At 40.3% G+C, this 18,126-nt stretch carries 18 protein-coding genes; 1 reads left to right on the top strand and 17 read right to left on the bottom strand.

Translation table 11 applies throughout. The features are described from left to right. Window positions 1-27 precede the first annotated feature (27 nt). The 7 genes from EL087_RS03960 to EL087_RS03925 all read right to left on the bottom strand — a co-directional run bounded on the left by EL087_RS03960 (window position 28) and on the right by EL087_RS03925 (window position 5,549). Window positions 28-243, bottom strand: coding sequence for a YozE family protein (locus tag EL087_RS03960; RefSeq protein WP_106083644.1), 216 nt, complete (start codon window positions 241-243; stop codon window positions 28-30). Further along, window positions 240-1,769 (bottom strand): glycosyltransferase family 39 protein, encoded by a 1,530-nt coding sequence (locus EL087_RS03955; RefSeq protein ID WP_164558128.1) that lies wholly within the window; start codon window positions 1,767-1,769, stop codon window positions 240-242. Before EL087_RS03955 ends, EL087_RS03960 begins: the two co-directional genes overlap by 4 nt. Before the next feature lie 175 nt (window positions 1,770-1,944). Then, window positions 1,945-2,574 carry an orotate phosphoribosyltransferase gene (gene pyrE / locus EL087_RS03945; protein WP_126406958.1) on the bottom strand — a complete coding sequence of 210 codons (630 nt, stop codon included), beginning with the start codon at window positions 2,572-2,574 and terminating at the stop codon, window positions 1,945-1,947. 10 nt (window positions 2,575-2,584) lie between these two features. Beyond that, the gene (locus tag EL087_RS03940; RefSeq protein ID WP_059220661.1) at window positions 2,585-2,911 is read right to left on the bottom strand and encodes an inorganic diphosphatase; all 327 of its coding nucleotides are present in this window, start codon (window positions 2,909-2,911) and stop codon (window positions 2,585-2,587) included. After that, a complete protein-coding gene (gene pyrF / locus EL087_RS03935) occupies window positions 2,904-3,599 on the bottom strand; it encodes an orotidine-5'-phosphate decarboxylase (protein ID WP_003035645.1) in 696 nt (231 codons plus the stop codon). The genes EL087_RS03940 and pyrF overlap by 8 nt, the downstream gene beginning before the upstream one ends. Before the next feature lie 192 nt (window positions 3,600-3,791). Further along, entirely contained in the window at window positions 3,792-4,733 is a 942-nt protein-coding gene (locus EL087_RS03930) for a dihydroorotate dehydrogenase (protein WP_003028011.1), read from the bottom strand. A gap of 9 nt (window positions 4,734-4,742) precedes the next feature. Then, complete coding sequence (locus EL087_RS03925; RefSeq protein WP_003028008.1) at window positions 4,743-5,549, bottom strand: dihydroorotate dehydrogenase electron transfer subunit; 807 nt, start codon at window positions 5,547-5,549, stop codon at window positions 4,743-4,745. A 192-nt stretch (window positions 5,550-5,741) separates the two neighbouring features. Between EL087_RS03925 and EL087_RS03920 the strand changes: the two genes are divergently transcribed. Then, window positions 5,742-6,650, top strand: a complete 909-nt coding sequence (locus EL087_RS03920) for a LysR family transcriptional regulator (RefSeq protein ID WP_003028007.1) — start codon at window positions 5,742-5,744, stop codon at window positions 6,648-6,650. Between the two features lie 357 nt (window positions 6,651-7,007). Here EL087_RS03920 and EL087_RS03915 read toward each other — a convergent pair whose 3' ends face one another. The 10 genes from EL087_RS03915 to pyrR form a co-directional block, all read right to left on the bottom strand. Beyond that, entirely contained in the window at window positions 7,008-7,448 is a 441-nt protein-coding gene (locus tag EL087_RS03915) for a cupin domain-containing protein (RefSeq protein ID WP_126406956.1), read from the bottom strand. 27 nt (window positions 7,449-7,475) lie between these two features. Then, complete coding sequence (locus EL087_RS03910; RefSeq protein WP_126406954.1) at window positions 7,476-8,216, bottom strand: carboxymuconolactone decarboxylase family protein; 741 nt, start codon at window positions 8,214-8,216, stop codon at window positions 7,476-7,478. A 94-nt stretch (window positions 8,217-8,310) separates the two neighbouring features. Further along, window positions 8,311-8,508, bottom strand: coding sequence for a hypothetical protein (locus EL087_RS09345; protein WP_232008264.1), 198 nt, complete (start codon window positions 8,506-8,508; stop codon window positions 8,311-8,313). 81 nt (window positions 8,509-8,589) lie between these two features. Next, entirely contained in the window at window positions 8,590-9,192 is a 603-nt protein-coding gene (locus tag EL087_RS03905; RefSeq protein ID WP_232008263.1) for a LysR family transcriptional regulator, read from the bottom strand. Between the two features lie 94 nt (window positions 9,193-9,286). Continuing rightward, window positions 9,287-10,525, bottom strand: a complete 1,239-nt coding sequence (locus tag EL087_RS03900; RefSeq protein WP_126406952.1) for an MFS transporter — start codon at window positions 10,523-10,525, stop codon at window positions 9,287-9,289. 261 nt (window positions 10,526-10,786) lie between these two features. Continuing rightward, entirely contained in the window at window positions 10,787-13,966 is a 3,180-nt protein-coding gene (gene carB, locus EL087_RS03895) for a carbamoyl-phosphate synthase large subunit (protein WP_126406950.1), read from the bottom strand. Between the two features lie 27 nt (window positions 13,967-13,993). Continuing rightward, a complete protein-coding gene (locus EL087_RS03890) occupies window positions 13,994-15,082 on the bottom strand; it encodes a carbamoyl phosphate synthase small subunit (protein WP_049533895.1) in 1,089 nt (362 codons plus the stop codon). A 38-nt stretch (window positions 15,083-15,120) separates the two neighbouring features. Continuing rightward, a complete protein-coding gene (locus tag EL087_RS03885) occupies window positions 15,121-16,044 on the bottom strand; it encodes an aspartate carbamoyltransferase catalytic subunit (protein ID WP_003028000.1) in 924 nt (307 codons plus the stop codon). Window positions 16,045-16,102: 58 nt separating this feature from the next. Further along, on the bottom strand, window positions 16,103-17,371 hold the full coding sequence (locus EL087_RS03880) for a uracil-xanthine permease family protein (protein ID WP_126406948.1): 1,269 nt from the start codon (window positions 17,369-17,371) through the stop codon (window positions 16,103-16,105). A 4-nt stretch (window positions 17,372-17,375) separates the two neighbouring features. Continuing rightward, window positions 17,376-17,897 carry a bifunctional pyr operon transcriptional regulator/uracil phosphoribosyltransferase PyrR gene (gene pyrR, locus EL087_RS03875; protein ID WP_126406946.1) on the bottom strand — a complete coding sequence of 174 codons (522 nt, stop codon included), beginning with the start codon at window positions 17,895-17,897 and terminating at the stop codon, window positions 17,376-17,378. Between the last annotated feature and the right edge of the window lie 229 nt (window positions 17,898-18,126).

The raw sequence follows: 18,126 nt of genomic DNA, 5'->3' as shown, positions 1-18,126 counted from the left end.
CTCGGAAAATTCTATCACTTCTCTGAACTAATGATCCTGATATTCTTCCCAAATCGCATCAAAATCGCTAAGATTAAAGGAAAAGTCAGCATGCTCTTCTAAATAGCGGCTAACTTCATCAAAATCATCCGTATGCTTAGGAAAAGTCGGTTCATGAAAAACTAAATCGGCGAGTATCGCCTTAGGCGCTTTGCTTTTAGGATTTCGCTCCGTCATCAACCAAGTGTAAAACGATTTTCTCATTCTATCTTTTCTCCTTTCTTACTTTTTAACCAATCCGGTAAATATTTAGTCAACCCTAATGCAGACAATATGATGATTTGGGGTAAAAATTGAATCAAATACCGCGTCTTTCCACCTTCAAAAATGAGCAAAAACAACAAACCACCAAAGACTGCAAGACTGAGCATATTGAGTTTATCATCTGCACGATATTTCCACAAGGCAAAAACAAGCCCCAGACTCACCACACTCCAAACAACTTGCTTCACAATCTCATAATACCGATACTCACTCTTATCCACACTCAGAAAATAGGTTCTGATAAACTGCGCCACAGGATTCTGTTTTGTATAAGGATAAAGAGGGGAAATATAGGGCGTTTTCTCATATTCCACATCTCGATATAACCAACCCAGAGTTCCTTCTGAAATAGTTAATGAATGCTTATAGTAAAGATGACTGAGAAATCCTAAAAACGAATATTCTTTTAAACGCCGCTTGATTTCTTTTTTGACATTTTCTTGCTTGAACATTCCATTATTGTACCGATCTCGCTCATCAACATCAATATATTGAAGCAAGCCCTCTTTCACGTCTTCTTGATCGTGTCCAATAAAAGTCAACCCTAAGTCGATAAAGAGCAGAGGACTTTTTGCCAATCCTTTCCCTTGTATCAATGTCACTTCTGTTTGATGCGCTTTGAGATAGCTTCCACCAAGGGAAACCATACTAAATGATAAAAGAAAGGTGAAAAAGATTAGGATAAATTTCTTCCATTCCTTTTTGAAAAACAGCAACATAAATCCTGCCATAATGACAATCAACGCAGTTGGTCGAATCAGAACTGCAAGACCACTTGTCAAGCCTAATCCGATTGTCTTTATGAAGAGTACCCTTTTATCCTGCCATTGAAGCCCAAATAAATCAAAAAGTAAGAATATTTGTAAAGCGATGAGCGGAAGAGGCCATATATCCGTGTACATCGAATAAAAATAAGGTGAAAAACCAACTAGCAAGACATACAAACTAAATGTCACATCAGCAGCGGGCTTGCTCACATATTTTTTCATTCCCTTGTACAAAATGAGAGCCGTTATATCGGCATAAAATATATTTAACCCTTGCAAAATCCATAAAGCTGAACTTCCAAAGATATTATAAAAAAAGCGCTCATACAAAAAGAGAAACAGATTATTCGGATTGCGTGTCAAATAGCTGGAAATAGAAGATTCTTTTAAGTACTTAAAAGCGCCGTTAAAAACAACTGCTGCATCTCGCCGAATCAACAATTGAGCAGACAAAAGCATTGCTAACTGAAATATAATCACCGCTATCATAATAGCAACTTTGTGCTTCATCAGGTAGTGGTAACATTTTTTAAAATTTTCTAGATAACGATAAGCCAGAAACGCTAGTATCGTCACTCCAATCAAAGCCAGACTAGAAATTGTCCCTAGATGAATAATCGCAGTAAAAAACCAGTGCAAGCCAATCAGTAACATAATTTTTTGCAAAGCCGAAAAGAAAAAAGAATACATTTTTAGCATAGGGATATTATAACAAAATCTAAAGTGTTTCGCTATTTAAAAAAACAACAATCGTCAGATTGCTGCTTAACGTCTAATTACTTGCTACGTCCGTTTTCTTCATTAAATTTATCTGGATGTGCCCAAACTTCTGCCTGAGGATACTTCCTACTTAGTTCTATTAGATTCATCTTTCTTATCCCTGCCAATTTTCTTGATCATGCTTAAATTTCTCAAGTAGTGCCAATCCTTCTGCTGAAACATAGCCTTCTTGTTCCGCCAGATTGATCAATTCAGTATAGTTAGATAAGGTCACTAGTTTCACACCTGCATCTGAAAAATTCTTTTCTGCCCGAGGCAATTCGTAAGTGAAAATAGCCACTACTCCAATGACGTCTGCACCTTCTCGCTTCGCTGCTGCAACGGCATCCAAAACGGAACCACCAGTTGAAATTAAATCCTCAACCACAACCATTTTTTGACCTGATTTTACCCGACCTTCAATCTGATTTCCAGCACCGTGGTCTTTTGGTTTGCTACGGATATAGGCAAACGGTAAGTTCATCTTATCTGCAATAATTGCACCGTGAGGAATACCTGCTGTCGCTGTTCCAGCAATGACTTCTACTTCTGGAAATTCAGTCTTGATTTTCTCTACAAAACCATTTTCAATCAAGGTTCGCGTTTCCGGATAGGCTAAGGTCACACGATTGTCTGTGTAGATTGGAGACTTAATACCGCTCGCCCAAGTGAAAGGCTCTTCCGGTTTCAAGTAAACGGCCTCAATTTTCAGTAAGTCACGGGCAATATCTTTTGCTAAAGTCATGATTTCTCCTTTACAATAATTCAATAGTGGAAACAAAATATTGTTCCAAAAAATATGTCTTTTCTTTAATATCTTCTATGGTAATATTCTCATTTGTAGAGGTCAGTACCCACTTATCCTCCACATCATCTTGTCGGTGAATAACAGCAATCAATTCTCCTTCAAAAGATTCCAAAGGTTCTCGTATTTTTTCCGAAATGATATAAACATCTTGTTCTTCGCCGTCTCCAGCAAATAAATCCGGAATATAACCATAGTTGATAGGATAACGATTTCCAAAACTATCTTGATAACCGATGGGTCTATCAATGATTGCTCGATAAATTTTTCTAGCCATTCACCCATTCCGCCTTTATAGCTCGGTAAGCAGCTACTGGATCAGTTGCTCGTGTGATGGGACGTCCAACCACAATGTAATCACTACCAATTTGATGTGCTTCTTGCGGCGTCATAACCCGTTTTTGATCCCCGATTTCAGAACCAGCTGGTCGAATACCTGGAGTGACGCACAGAAAATCTTCTGATGTTGCGGCTTTAATCAGCTTAACCTCCTGAGCCGAACAAACAACTCCGTCCAGTCCAGCTTCCTTAGCTTTGCAGGCATAGTTGACAACAGATTCTGAAACAGTTGTTTGGATATTTTGGCAATCCCGCATATCTTCCTCACTGGTAGAAGTCAGCTGGGTCACTGCTACGAGCTTTGCCTGATCACCTAAAACCTTCTTGGCTTCTCGCATCATTTCCACGCCACCTGCCGCATGAACCGTCACCATATCAATCCCAAAGGTTCTCAAAACTGACATGGCAGAGCGCACTGTATTTGGAATGTCGTGCAATTTCAAATCTAGGAAAATGCTGTGTCCCAAACCTTTTAGATAATGCACAATTTCCGGACCAATGGCATAGAAAAATTCCATACCGATTTTGACATAGAGCTTTTCGTCTTCTGGAAAATGCTCCAAAAACTCCTTGACATCATCAAATGACGGAAAATCAAGGGCAATAATAGGACGTTCTTCACGCATGGGGGATAATCTCCTTATTTTTACTGGTAATAATCATAAAGAAAAACCTTGCCTGAGAGCAAGGTTACACGAAAATCAGCATTTTATTGCCATTTTAAACCGTATGTACCTTGGAGCCTCTCTGGACTTCTTTAAAGGTTTTATTTCAATTATTTTATAATTTACTTTATCTCTTGTCAAGTAAAATATCAATTAAGCAAGTAAATTTTCCTTGACTTCTGCTCGCAGACTTTCCAAACTTTCAATGCCATACTTATCCATAACTTTAGGTAGGTTCTCAATGATAATAGGACAAGCATGAGGGTCTGTGAAATTTGCCGTACCAACACCAATAGCTGATGCTCCCGCAATAAACATTTCAATGGCTGCTTCTGCTGAATCTACTCCACCCATACCAATGATTGGCAAACTGCTGGATTGGGCTACCTGACGAATTAACTTCAAGGCAACGGGAAAAACAGCAGGACCTGACATACCGCCCGTTCCATTTGCGAGAATCGATTTTCTACTTTTCAAATCAAATCGCATACCAACTAAGGTGTTAATCATGGTAAATCCTGTTGCTCCTGCAGCTTCTACAGCTTTAGAAATTTCGGTAATGTCTGCTACACTTGGCGTTAATTTGACATATACCGGCACACTAGAAGCTTCAACTGCTGCTTTCGTGGCATTGTAAGCCAAATCTGGCACCTGCCCAATCAATAATCCTCCATTGCCATGATCCACATTAGGACAGGAAATATTGAGTTCAATTGCTTTAACGTTTGGTGCTTGAGAAATTTTTCCTGCGACAAAAGCATATTCTTCATTGGAAAATCCAGCAACATTAGCAATAATCGGCAGATTAGGATAATGTTGATTCAGCCAAGGAAGCTTTTCTGCTAACACCACATCTACACCAGGATTTTGCAAACCAATAGCATTGAGCATACCAGCTGGTGTTTCCGCCACACGCGGTGTCGGATTGCCAAAACGAGGATTCTGCGTGCTTGCTTTAATCATGATTGAGCCAAGCACATCCAGATCATAATATTTGGCATATTCCTGACCAAAACCAAAACAACCCGAAGCTGGAATAATTGGATTTTTCAGTTCCAATCCCGGAAGAGAAACTGCTAAACGATTTTTCGACATGTTCACCTCCTACACCAAAACTGTACCAGTCTCAAAAACTGGACCGTCTTCACAGACACGCTTATTGACTGATTGATCCTCACCAATCACATGAAGTACGCAAGCATAGCAAGCCCCCATTCCACAAGCCATTCGTGACTCCATAGAAATGTAAGCTCGCGGATGACTACGAAATGTTTCATCAACATATTTGAGCATGCCGGGAGCTCCGCAAGCATAAACCGCTGTAAAACTTTCTGGCAATTCATTCACAACAGAAGAAACGTAGCCTTTGCGACCATAAGAACCGTCATCTGTTGTTACGATGACACGACCGTATTTTTTCATCTCTTCTTCCAAAATAACGGTGGCTTTTGTTGCAAATCCAAGAACTGAAGTGACCTTGACCCCTTTGATATGTAATTCTTTTGCTACTTGCAGCAAGGGCGGAACACCAATACCGCCTCCTATGATTAAGGCTGTATCTTCAATGCCCAAACCAGATAAATCAAACCCATTTCCTTGAGGACCCATGACATCCAACTGAAAACCTTTTTGCAGCTGAGAGAAAATCTCCGTGCCCGCTCCTTCTATCCTGTAAATAATCCGACAGATTTTCTGTTCTCTGTCAATCTCTGAAATTGAAATAGGTCGCCGTAGAAGCTTCGTATCATCTGGGACTCGAATATGTAGAAACTGACCAGCCTTCATCTGGCTAACCATTTGCCCTTGTAAATCCATAGAAAAAATTCGCGGAGCAATTTCCTCTTGATGCACAATGCTCATCTTCTCCAACATGATTTTTCCAAATCTTGCCTTACACGAGCTATTTACCATTTCTACCTCATTTCTTTATTAAAAAAGACCCTGCATATACACGCAAGGCTTCACGAAAATGGAGAGCAGATTTTCTCACTCTTCTTTCACCTAAAACCTTGGAAGCCTCGCTGGACTTTCTTAAAGGTTAAATTTAATATATTTTACAACTTAACAAGTGTTTTGTCAATGCTAATGTGATAAAATAGATTCATGAGAATTCAGCAATTACATTATATTATCAAAATCGTCGAAACTGGCAGTATGAACGAAGCTGCCAAACAGTTGTTTATCACCCAGCCCAGCCTGTCCAATGCCGTCCGTGACCTGGAAAATGAGATGGGCATCGAGATTTTCATCCGCAACCCCAAGGGCATTACCCTGACCAAGGACGGGATGGAATTCCTCTCCTATGCTCGTCAGGTGGTGGAGCAAACCCAGCTGCTGGAAGAACGTTATAAAAATCCCGTTGCTAACCGAGAACTTTTCAGCGTTTCCTCCCAACACTACGCCTTTGTAGTCAATGCTTTCGTATCTCTGCTCAAAAAGAGTGACATGGAAAAGTACGAGCTCTTCCTGCGGGAAACCCGAACTTGGGAAATCATTGATGACGTCAAAAATTTCCGTAGTGAAATTGGTGTTCTGTTTCTCAACAGCTATAACCGCGATGTCCTCTCCAAAATGCTAGATGACAATCACTTGCTTGCCACTCATCTCTTTACCGCACAGCCCCATATCTTTGTCAGCAAGAGCAATCCTCTAGCAAAGAAAAAACTGGTTCAACTAGCTGATCTAGAAGATTTTCCTTATCTGAGCTATGACCAAGGAACTCACAACTCTTTCTACTTTTCAGAAGAAATCCTATCCCAAGAACACCATAAAAAATCCATCGTTGTCAGTGACCGAGCAACCCTTTTCAATCTTTTGATTGGTCTTGACGGTTACACTATCGCAACTGGTATTCTCAACAGCAACCTCAACGGTGACAATATTGTTTCCATTCCGCTAGATATTGATGACCCTATTGAGCTGGTTTATATTAAACATGAAAAAGCTAGCTTGTCTAAAATGGGTGATAAATTCATTGAATACTTGTTAGAAGAAGTTCAATTTGATAAGTAAACCATAATCATCTTATGTGTGATAAACAACGAAATTTTTATGCTATATTTTCTCCCATCGCTTTACAATAGGCTTGAATACCTTTATTGTATCGCGTTGGGAGTTTTTTCTAGCATTTTCATTTTTATGTGTAGCGAGAAACTGTTATCCTATCATTTAAAATAGAATAAAATTATGCAATTAAAAACAGCATAAACTTTCTTACGATAGGTTTGTGCTGTTTTCTTTAATACATAGGTCTGTCGCCGTCTGTTCCTGACTTTGAAATACCTAGACTAGCATAGTTGTATAAAGACGGTTCTTTTATGATACAAACAATCAAATCCGCAATACTTGCTCTTGAGATGATTGTTTCTTCTAATCTTTTAATTGATTATATTCCTCGTCTGAAACAGCTTCACACCATTCGTTTGACAAATCTTCCCCAGGAACACCAAACGCTATATGGCTGAACCAAGAATCTTTTTTCGCACCGTGCCAGTGCTTTACATTCGCAGGGATAATCACTACAGAACCTTCAGATAAGCTGACTGCTTCTTTACCTTCTTCTTGATACCAACCTTCACCAGCTGTACAAATCAAAATTTGTCCACCGCCCTTGCTAGCGTGGTGAATATGCCAATTATTTCGACAGCCAGGCTCAAAAGTAACATTATGAAGGGCAATCACACCATCCTTTGTTGCACTGAGAGCATTTAGATACGATTGACCGATAAAGTATTGAGCATAAGCATCATTTGATGCACCAAGTCCGAAATGATTTGCCTTATCAAAGGCTTCTTTTGTTTGATATTTCATTTTTCTACTTCCTTTATGATAAATTTACTATTGTGCATTTACAACTTCGTTGATACAACTAAGTGCATTTAGAGTACGCGGATAACCGATATAAGGGATACAAGCAGAGATGACTGCAATTAACAACGTTTTATCATTTCCTAAGCGAAGATTGGCTGCAATGTGCCCTTTTAGCTGCGGTTCACAGCCCCCTTGAGAATAAAGATAGCAAAATGTCAGCAATTCACGCTCAGCATAATCAAGGCTAGAGCGAGTATAATAATCACCAAAACAATTATCTACCAACCATTTGTTAATATGGCGTACATCCGGCTCTCCCTTTGTCGCAAAACCCTTCATCTGGTCGCCAAAAATTGCATTCTGAGCTTCCTCACCAGCTTCTAAACGAGTTTGATTTGTCGTATTTTTTTGACTAGCCAAAGGAAGAGAAATTCCTTGATTGGTAAAAATCGTATTCGTCGGTGCGAAAAAGGCATAAACACGACTAAGTCCTAAATAAGCAACTGCTTGATACAGCAATTCTTTGACTTCCATGGCTTTTACTCCATTATCCAAAGCAACGGGAAGAATCTCTTTATAAGCTTCAAGCCCTTGACTGCCAACTAAAACAGCTAAAGTGGCTAGGTAATATCTTCTTTCATCTAATGAGAAGGGGAGGTCTTTCGGCACTTCCTGAAAAGCGAATTGTTTAAAGAGTGCAACAAATTCTGGATCCGTTTCAGATAAGCCTAGCAAATCCGGAAAAGAGACTTTATTATCAATATCCATGATATTTCCTCACTTTCTTCTTTATATTTAGTATTGTACCGCTTTGCTTTTGACAAATCAATTTGAATTGCAAGAAAAATCAGATAAGAAAAACTTATCTGAAATAACGTTTAGCAATTTCTAAAAAATCTTCTGTGTAAGGATGAGCATGCTCCAAATGATAAAAAAGAAAATAGTCTCGCTCTATTGGTTGTTGATTCTGCAAAAGAGGAAATTCGTGATAAAGGTTTGAAGTTGCTTTAGTAGTCATTTTTTCAAATGGAAAATAAGCAGTAGAAACCATGAGTTGCAATGCTACTTCTTCTGGAGAATAAGCAAAATTAAATTCCGACTGAAAACCAAGATTGTCTCGATAATAATCAGATTCTATCTTTTACTGTCCTTTCACGGCTAATAACAAAGCGGGATAAGCCTGCATGTCTTTCATCTGAATAGATTTTGATTGGGATAAAGGATGAGTATGTCCAATTCTGATATAAAGCGGGAAAGAAGTTAAGCAAATATTCGCATAATTGCCAGAAAATGCTTTTCGCTGGTCGCTAATGGTCATATCCAACTTTTGCTGGCGCAGTGCTGTGCCAATTTCTTCGTGACTTCCTACCGTGATTTCCAACTGAACACTTGGAAAACGCTCTTCGAATTCAGCTAAAATCTGGGGCAGTACGCTCTCTGTCATCCCCCACAATAGACCTATCCGCATGGAAACTGGTTGTGTCCCTGTCAAAACTTGTGTATCAGCTACCAAACCGTTATAATCTTCTAGCAACCGTTGACTTTTTTGATAAAAAAATTTCCCAGCTCTCGTTAAATGAAATCCGCGATTTTTTCGTTCAAAAAGGGTCACACCAAGCTCCTCTTCCAGCGACTTCATCTGTTGGGACATGGCCGATTGCGAAATAAAATTTTCTTCTGCTGCTTCTGTAAAACTCCCTGTACGAACAATATCCTGAAAATACGACAGCTGTTTAAAATTCATCCCATTTCCTCCTATACTTGCCTGATTTCATTATATCATGAAATACAAAAAGCCTGTCATTCAAATGAACAGACTTTCATTAAAACTTAATACACTACGCTTCTTTTGCGACTAATTCTTCTCCTAATTGTGAGTAACGTTCTGCTTTTAAGTTCCTAATCGTCCACAAGGCAGCAAAGCTAATCAAATAAAGGCTTGCTAGGAAAATCATGACCATTGAGACACTTGAAACATCTAAAATTTTCCCAATAATCACAGATGAAAAGCCTCCAATTGCTCGCCCGACATTTAAGATGACATTATTAGCTGTGGAGCGAATGTGAGCTGGATACAATCTCGTAATCATCGCGCCATAACCCGCAAACATACCATTTACAAAGAAACCGACAATCGCACCGCCGATAATCATGGCTGGCATTGAATTGGCAAATTGGAAGAGGTAAACACACATAGAAGAAGCTAAAAGAAAGATTGAATAAACAAATCTTGGTCCCCATTTATCGAGGATTTGACCGAAGGTGAGCATTCCCAGACACATTCCCAAAATCGTTGAAACCATCCAAAGTGAGGAATCTTTTACAGAAATATGCAGGCTTGTTTGGATAATGGTTGGAAGCCAGTTCATCATCCCAAAATACCCAGCAATTTGTACCGTCGTCATAACCATCAGTGCTACCGTCTGAGCCGTTAGAGCTGGTGTTTTAAACAATTCACTCATTTTAACGGACTGGCGTTCTTTTGCTGTTGATTTCACATTGCCATTATCTCGAATATGGTCATCGTCAATCGCTAACATCATCCACAAAACCAAGGCAATAGGCGCAAGTCCAAAGAGGAAAAGCCCTTTCCAGCCAAGTGCCGGCGCTAACCAACCTGCTAAAAGTGCTGAAGTAATAGAACCGATTTGCCCTGCAATTCCATTCAGAGATGAAATGCGCCCCATTTTTCCAACAGGGACAATCCCTGCCATGATCGCAATGGCAACTCCATACTCTCCACCAACACCTATCCCAGCAATGAAACGCATGAGATAGAGATAATAAATATTTTGTGTAAAGTAAATCAACCCTGTCGCTAATGAAAAAATAACAATCGTCCATTTAAAGACTTTGAACTTGTGATAGCGATCAGCCAGTATGCCAAAAAGCAAACCTCCAACCAACATTCCTAAATTGGTAATCGTCGCAATCCAGCCCCCTTGGGCTCCTGTAACGCCCAATTCTGAAATGATAGACGACATTGAAAAAGCTAAGAACATGACATTTAAGTCGTCTGTTCCTGATGCAACAATTGCAGCAACTAATGCTCGCTTATTATTTTTGTCTAAAGACATGCACATTCTCCTTAATCGTAGCTCACAGACTACATTTATTAATTGAATACAGCCTAAAAATCAAAAAGCTCAGGAAGTCCTGAGCCAAAAGTTTACAGTAAAATAGTAGATTAGCGCACTAATCCATTTTAACGATTACTTTTATGCCTCACGGGACATGATTAAAGTTGTATTTAATTGTATTAAGTATAAGATAGATAAATAGATTTGTCAAGAGATTTTAAAAAAAGAACTTAATATCATGACAAAAAGAATACTGCTCTAAATTGCTTCTGTCATAAAGCTACGACTTTCTAAGACCTTTAGTATGGCATCAGCTGTATCAAGTGCTGTAAATAGCGGAACTCCATGCTCAATGGCTGATTGACGGATAGCCTGACCGTGCTTATCAGCCGTTCGCTTCGTTCCGACTGTATTGATAATCGCCTGAACCTTGCCTTTGCGAACAAAGGCAGGAATGTCATTGTTATCGGCTGTACCAATTTTTTCAACCAATTGTGTCGAAACACCATTTTCTTTAAAGAATTTCGCTGTGCCCTGTGTTGCTAAAATACTATATCCAATCGCTGCAAAACGCTTCGCTAATGCGAGGGCTTCTTCCTTATTTTCATCCGCAATCGTAAAGACAACATTGCCAAAGTTTGGAAGATGTAGATCAGAGGCTTCAAAAGCCTTGTATAAAGCTTTTTCAAGAGTTGCATCTGTTCCCATAACCTCACCTGTCGATTTCATTTCAGGACCAAGAAGGCTATCTACCTTGGCCAACTTGGTGAAGGAAAAGACCGGTGCTTTAACATGTACATTTTGACTTTCTGGATAAAGACCATCTTCATACCCTAGCTCCGCTAAAGTTTGACCTAAAATTAGCCTAGTTGCCACCTGTGCCATAGGGATATCCGTCACTTTAGACAAGAATGGCACCGTCCGGCTAGCACGAGGATTGACCTCAATGACATAAACCTTCTCATCTTTGATGACAAACTGAATGTTCATCATACCGATACAGTGAAGTCCGATAGCCAATTTCTTAGTATAATCGGCGATAGTCTGCTGCACTTGAGCAGATAAGGTTTGCGGAGGATAAACAGCCATAGAATCACCTGAGTGAACTCCAGCCCGTTCAATATGCTCCATAATCCCTGGAATCAAGACCTGACGACCGTCTGAAATAGCATCTACCTCACATTCCTTACCGACAATGTAAGAGTCCACCAACACCGGATGATCAGGGCTAGCCTTGACAGCAGTTCGCATATAAGAACGAAGATCTGCTTCATTCTCGACAATCTCCATAGCCCGACCGCCCAGAACATAAGAAGGACGCACCAAGACTGGGAAGCCAATCTTGCTGGCTGCTGCCACCGCTTCTTCTTCATTCGTCGCTGTCTGACCTGGTGGCTGCGGAATATTCAAATCCTTAAGAGCCTGTTCAAACAAATCACGGTCTTCTGCACGGTCAAGGTCAGCTACCTGAGTACCTAAAATTTTCACGCCAGCTTTTGACAATGGCTCAGCTAGATTGATAGCGGTTTGTCCACCAAATTGGACGATGACTCCCTTTGGCTGCTCCAGTTCAATGACATTCATGACATCTTCAAAAGTCAAGGGTTCAAAGTAAAGCTTGTCAGAAACCGAAAAATCTGTTGAGACCGTTTCAGGATTACTATTCATAATGATTGCTTCATAGCCAGCTGCTTGAATGGCCTTGACAGAATGCACAGTAGCATAGTCAAATTCTACTCCTTGACCAATTCGAATAGGTCCAGAGCCCAACACTAGAACAGACTCTTTTTCTGACTTGACTGATTCATTTTCAAAAGCATAAGTAGAATAAAAATATGGCGTGCTTGATTCAAACTCGGCTGCACAGGTATCAACCATTTTATAAACTGGAAGAATCCGCTCTTCTTTACGAAATTGACGTACTTCTTCTGCCGTCATTTCCCAAAGCCGAGCTAACTTAGTATCTGCAAAGCCGTTTTGCTTAGCCTGTCTAAGCAGATTTGCATCTCCGACATGAGTGATTAACTCCTGCTCTAATTCATAAATGTGAAGCAATTTATCCAGAAAGAACAAATCAATCTTGGTTAGTTTTGCAATTTCTTCGATATCATAGCCACGGCGAATGGCTTCAGATATATAGAAAAGACGATCATCTTGCGCTTTGACGACTTTTTCTAGTAAATCATCATCTGCCACTTGATTTAGTTCTGGCATTTCATTATGATCAACACCAATTTCCAGAGAACGACAGGCTTTGAGCAAGCTTTCTTCGATATTACGCCCAATAGCCATGGCCTCACCGGTAGCTTTCATCTGCGTTCCCAGATGACGTTCTCCATGTTCAAATTTATCAAAAGGAAAACGTGGAATTTTAGCTACAACATAATCCAGAGCCGGTTCAAACATGGCATAAGTTGTGCCTGTGACCGGATTAATAACTTCATCTAGTGTCAAGCCAATGGCGATTTTTGCAGCCAATTTAGCAATAGGATAACCCGTTGCTTTAGAAGCTAAGGCAGATGAACGAGACACGCGCGGATTGACTTCAATGACATAGTAATTAAAGCTATGTGGATCCAATGCCAACTGCACATTACAGCCTCCTTCGATTTTTAGAGCACGGATAATTTTCAAGCTAGCATCCCGCAACATTTGATTTTCATAATCCGAAATAGTTTGCGTTGGCGCAAAGACAATGGAATCACCTGTGTGTACACCGACTGGATCAAAGTTTTCCATATTGCAGACCACCAAAGCATTGTCAGCTGCATCGCGCATAACTTCGTACTCAATTTCTTTGAAACCAGCAATAGAGCGCTCAATCAAACACTGAGTCACCGGAGATAATTTCAGACCATTTTCAGCAATCTCTCGCAATTCTTCCTCATTGGCACACATTCCGCCGCCAGTTCCCCCTAAGGTAAAGGCTGGGCGAACAATGACTGGGTAGCCTATTTTTGCTGCAAAGTCTACCGCTTCTTCGACTGTATTTACAATTTCGGATTCTGGAATAGGCTGTTCCAACTCTTCCATGAGCTGCTTAAACAAATCACGATCCTCAGCTTGATCAATAGCCGACAGCTTAGTTCCTAAAAGTTCGACACCTAGCTCATCCAAGATACCTTTTTTGGATAATTCCATTGCCATATTGAGTCCTGTTTGCCCACCCAATGTCGGCAGAAGTGCATCTGGTCGCTCTTTCCGTAAGATTCTAGTGACAAATTCCAGCGTGATTGGTTCAATATAAACCTTGTCAGCAATTTCCTTGTCTGTCATAATCGTTGCAGGATTGGAATTAACTAAAACGACTGTGTAGCCTTCTTCTTTCAAAGACAAGCAAGCCTGCGTTCCTGCATAATCAAACTCAGCAGCCTGTCCAATGACAATGGGACCAGAGCCAATCACCATAATTTTCTGAATATCTGTACGTTTTGGCATGTTTTTCTCCTATTCCTAATCCATTGATTACAATGAACTATGCTGTTGTTTAAAAGCATCAATCATTTCCATAAACTCATCAAAGAGATAACTGGCATCATGTGGTCCTGGTGCAGCATCAGGATGAAACTGCACTGAAAAAGCAGGGAAAAACCGATGTCGCACACCTTCAATAGATTTATCGTTGATTTCCTCATGTGTAATCAACAACTCGCTCGGAAAATTTTCCCGACTAACAGCATAACCATGATTTTGGCTGGTAAAATCAATTCGCCCTGTCGCAATCTCTCTGACAGCATGATTGAAACCACGGTGACCGAATTTCATTTTATAGGTCTGCGCTCCATTTGCCTTACTAAAAAGTTGATGTCCCATGCAGATACCAAAAAGAGGAATTTTACCTTGAATCCCTCGAATCATGTCTAGCACTTGCGGTACATCATCTGGATTACCTGGACCGTTGGATAACATGACACCGTCAGGGTGAAGGTGGAGAATATCTGCTGCACTTGTGTCATAAGGCACAACCGTCACATTACAATTGCGTGCCGCCAATTCACGAAGAATCGAATGTTTCAATCCAAAATCAACTAACACAATACTAGGACCTGAACCCGGTGCTGGATATGGCGTTTTCGTTGAGACTTGTTTGATATTATCAGTCGGCAAAACAGTTGCTTTCAACTGATCTTGCAGATGCACCATTTGGTCGCCTACATTGGCTATCGTTGCTTTCATCGTTCCATGCTGCCGAATGATTTTCGTCAATGCCCGTGTATCTATACCAGCAATTCCTGGAATTTTCTTGACCTTTAAAAACTCGTCTAGGGTCATCTGATTGCGCCAATTGCTCGCTCGGCGTGCCCACTCATAAACGACCACTCCCTTGCAAGTGGGAGTGATCGATTCATAGTCGTCGCGGTTGATTCCATAATTTCCGATTAACGGATAAGTGAAAGTCAAGATTTGCCCATTGTAAGACTGATCCGTAATGGATTCTTGGTAGCCAGTCATACCTGTATTAAAGACGATTTCTCCAGTCACATCTATATCAGCCCCGAATGCCTCTCCTTCAAATACTGTACCATCTTCCAGAATTAACAAGCGTTTTTCCATTTTCCCCTCCGTTTGTTCTTACAGCAATACCTTAGCGTCTATTGCTCTTTTCGTCCATTTAAAACAGACTCAATAATTGCCATACGGACAAATACACCATTTGTCATTTGCTCTACAATTCGCGATTTTGGAGCTTCTACCAGATGATCTGCAATTTCAACATCACGATTGACTGGAGCTGGATGCATGATGATGGCTGTATCTTTCAGTCTGTCATATCGTTCCTGAGTTAAGCCGTGCAATCTATGATAATTTTCTTTTGAAAAGAGTGAATCGTCATCATGACGCTCGTGCTGCACGCGCAAAAGCATTAAGACATCCACTTGGTCAACGACTTCATCAAGTGTGACAAATTGCCCATAATCTGCAAATTCTTCACTTCTCCATACCTCTGGACCTGCAAAATAAAGTTCTGCACCCAGACGCTTCAAGATTTGCATATTTGACTTCGCCACTCGTGAATGATCTAAGTCGCCTGCAATCGCAATCTTCAAGCCATCAAAATGCCCAAACTCTTGATAAATGGTCATCAAATCTAGCAAACTTTGACTCGGATGTTGTCCAGAGCCATCACCACCATTCACAATTGAAGTTGTAATCGTTGGACTTTCAACTAATTCCTTGTAATAGTCCACTTCTGGATGACGAATGACACAGACATCCACTCCGAGCGCTGACATGGTTAAAATCGTATCATATAAGGTCTCTCCTTTGTTGATGGAGCTAGTCTTTGAATCAAAATCCAATAGGTCACAACCTAGTTTTAATTCCGCTACTTCAAAGGCTTTATGTGTTCGCGTAGAGGGCTCAAAGAAGAGATTAGCGATAATATGTTGTTCATCATAATGAGCTTTCGCCCCATTTTTAAATTCAATGCCACGTTTGATTAAACTTAAGACTTCCTCATTGGTAAGAGTTTCCATAGAGACAACATTTTTAAGAGCGATTTGATTAGATGACATGGTGTATTTCTCCTTTTATTAGATACGGCGTTTCTTTCAATAAAGTTAAGAATTCAAACTAATTTTTAGGTTCTGGCAAGATAAGATAGAGCACAATTCCAAGAACCGTTGACAAGGCAACCCCTGAAATTTGCAGACCTGAAAGTTGAAGCGTTAAGCCGCCAATCCCAGCGACTAAGATCACACTAGCAATCAACAGATTTTTCTTATTATCAAAGTCTGTTTGTTTTTCAATCAAAATTTTCAATCCACTAGAAGCAATCACTCCAAAGAGTGCAATGGAAATTCCTCCAAGAACGGGACTTGGAATGGATTGCAAGAGGGCAGAAACTTTCCCAACAAAACTCATCACAATCGCAAGCACTGCTGCTCCTGCAATCACATAGACGCTATAGATTTTGTTCAGAGCCATCACACCGATATTTTCACCGTAACTCGTTACTGGTGGCGCACCGAAAATCCCAGCGATAACTTGTGCAAGACCATCTCCGGCAAGAGTTTTATCCAATCCTGGGTCTTTAAAGAAATCTTTTTCGGTCAAGCTATTCAATACCATAACATGGCCAAAGTGCTCTGTCATCGTCACAAAAGCAATTGGAGCCATTGTTAAAATCGCGCTTGGATAAAATTTTACATTATAGTCTAAGAAAGGAAGATGCATAGGTGGGACATGGAACCATGAAGCTTGAGAGACTTTTGCAAAGGAAATAATTTCTTCTCCTGTTACCGCTCCAAGAATGAGCGCGAAGACATATCCGACAATCAAGCCTAACAGCACTGGAATAATTCCAACAATCTTTTTACCATAGATATTAAAGAGGATGACTGCAAAGAGAGTGACAATTCCAATGATGAAATAAGTTAAATTGTATTTACCGTCTTTTAGCATGACATCATTTACAGCTGTGCTTGCTAGGCTTAGTCCGATGACCATAATGATTGGTCCTACCACAACTGGCGGCAAAATCTTATCAATCCAAGCATTCCCAGCGAACTTCACAATAAGAGCTACAATGAAGTAAACCAAACCACCTGTAATGGCACCTTGAGCGACTGCTGCGATACCGTCTGTTTTCATCAACATTTGCATAGCTGCAATATAAGCGAAACTAGACCCCATATAAGCTGGCACTTTGTACTTGGTAACTGTTAAGTGTGCCAAGGTTCCTAGACCGCTTGAAAACAAGGCAACTGCTGGGTCGATTCCAACCAGAATTGGAACAAGAACCGTTGCTCCAAACATGGCAAACAAATGCTGAAAGGACAATCCTACAAGCAAACCAGGTTTTGGCATATCGTGTACATCATATTTCACATCTTGACTCATTTTCTTATAACTCCTCCGCAATCAAGACACGGTCTTGACCATCCTGTTCTACCATTTCTACAATAATCTCTTCTGTTCGACTAGTTGGAATGTTTTTGCCCACATAATCTGCTCGAATCGGCAACTCACGATGCCCACGGTCTACTAAAACAGCCAAGCTCACGCGTGATGGACGTCCCAAGCTAACTAGATTATCAATAGCAGCACGAATGGTGCGTCCTGTATAGAGGACATCATCTACCAAGATGACTTCGCGGTCTGTAATATCAACAGGAACATGTGTTGTATCTTCTTCCACTTTAAAATCATCGCGGAATGGTTTGGTATCCAACTCACCGATAGGTACATCAATCTTTTCAAGTTGCGCTAATCGTTCTTGAATCCGCTGTGCAATGTAAACACCCCGTGTTTTTATACCAATCAAGACAATCTTGTCCAGCTCTTTGTTGCGCTCAATGATTTCATAAGTGATCCGTGTAATGGCACGTTTCATTGTCAAACCATCAACAACTTCTTTTGTTTTCATGGAAAACCTCCTGTATAAAAAGTTAAAAGAAAAAGTCTCCTTCACAAGGAGACTTCAGAAAATCTAGGTAAGCATAGAGAAACTGCTAACAGCCTCACTGTACTATACCATCTTATACTTTGACTCCTTGTCTGCCTCACGGGACAGATTTAAAGGATTATTTAATTTTTATTACTATATCACACTTTTTGAAAATCTTCAAGAGAAAACCGTAAAGTTTTAATGGAAA

The sequence above is a fragment of the Streptococcus milleri genome, assembly GCF_900636525.1.
GTDB classification, from domain to species: Bacteria; Bacillota; Bacilli; order Lactobacillales; family Streptococcaceae; genus Streptococcus; species Streptococcus hominis.
Note: the sequence above shows the minus strand (reverse complement) of the source record. Positions and strands in the feature narration are given on the sequence as shown.

What these genes read in the sequence shown, in the direction of transcription:
- EL087_RS03960 (WP_106083644.1), bottom strand. Translation starts at nt 243, where the DNA reads ATGAGAAAATCGTTTTACACTTGGTTGATGACGGAGCGAAATCCTAAA.
- EL087_RS03955 (WP_164558128.1), bottom strand. Translation starts at nt 1,769, where the DNA reads ATGCTAAAAATGTATTCTTTTTTCTTTTCGGCTTTGCAAAAAATTATG.
- pyrE (WP_126406958.1), bottom strand. Translation starts at nt 2,574, where the DNA reads ATGACTTTAGCAAAAGATATTGCCCGTGACTTACTGAAAATTGAGGCC.
- EL087_RS03940 (WP_059220661.1), bottom strand. Translation starts at nt 2,911, where the DNA reads ATGGCTAGAAAAATTTATCGAGCAATCATTGATAGACCCATCGGTTAT.
- pyrF (WP_003035645.1), bottom strand. Translation starts at nt 3,599, where the DNA reads ATGCGTGAAGAACGTCCTATTATTGCCCTTGATTTTCCGTCATTTGAT.
- EL087_RS03930 (WP_003028011.1), bottom strand. Translation starts at nt 4,733, where the DNA reads ATGTCGAAAAATCGTTTAGCAGTTTCTCTTCCGGGATTGGAACTGAAA.
- EL087_RS03925 (WP_003028008.1), bottom strand. Translation starts at nt 5,549, where the DNA reads ATGGTAAATAGCTCGTGTAAGGCAAGATTTGGAAAAATCATGTTGGAG.
- EL087_RS03920 (WP_003028007.1), top strand. Translation starts at nt 5,742, where the DNA reads ATGAGAATTCAGCAATTACATTATATTATCAAAATCGTCGAAACTGGC.
- EL087_RS03915 (WP_126406956.1), bottom strand. Translation starts at nt 7,448, where the DNA reads ATGAAATATCAAACAAAAGAAGCCTTTGATAAGGCAAATCATTTCGGA.
- EL087_RS03910 (WP_126406954.1), bottom strand. Translation starts at nt 8,216, where the DNA reads ATGGATATTGATAATAAAGTCTCTTTTCCGGATTTGCTAGGCTTATCT.
- EL087_RS03905 (WP_232008263.1), bottom strand. Translation starts at nt 9,192, where the DNA reads ATGAATTTTAAACAGCTGTCGTATTTTCAGGATATTGTTCGTACAGGG.
- EL087_RS03900 (WP_126406952.1), bottom strand. Translation starts at nt 10,525, where the DNA reads ATGTCTTTAGACAAAAATAATAAGCGAGCATTAGTTGCTGCAATTGTT.
- carB (WP_126406950.1), bottom strand. Translation starts at nt 13,966, where the DNA reads ATGCCAAAACGTACAGATATTCAGAAAATTATGGTGATTGGCTCTGGT.
- EL087_RS03890 (WP_049533895.1), bottom strand. Translation starts at nt 15,082, where the DNA reads ATGGAAAAACGCTTGTTAATTCTGGAAGATGGTACAGTATTTGAAGGA.
- EL087_RS03885 (WP_003028000.1), bottom strand. Translation starts at nt 16,044, where the DNA reads ATGTCATCTAATCAAATCGCTCTTAAAAATGTTGTCTCTATGGAAACT.
- EL087_RS03880 (WP_126406948.1), bottom strand. Translation starts at nt 17,371, where the DNA reads ATGAGTCAAGATGTGAAATATGATGTACACGATATGCCAAAACCTGGT.
- pyrR (WP_126406946.1), bottom strand. Translation starts at nt 17,897, where the DNA reads ATGAAAACAAAAGAAGTTGTTGATGGTTTGACAATGAAACGTGCCATT.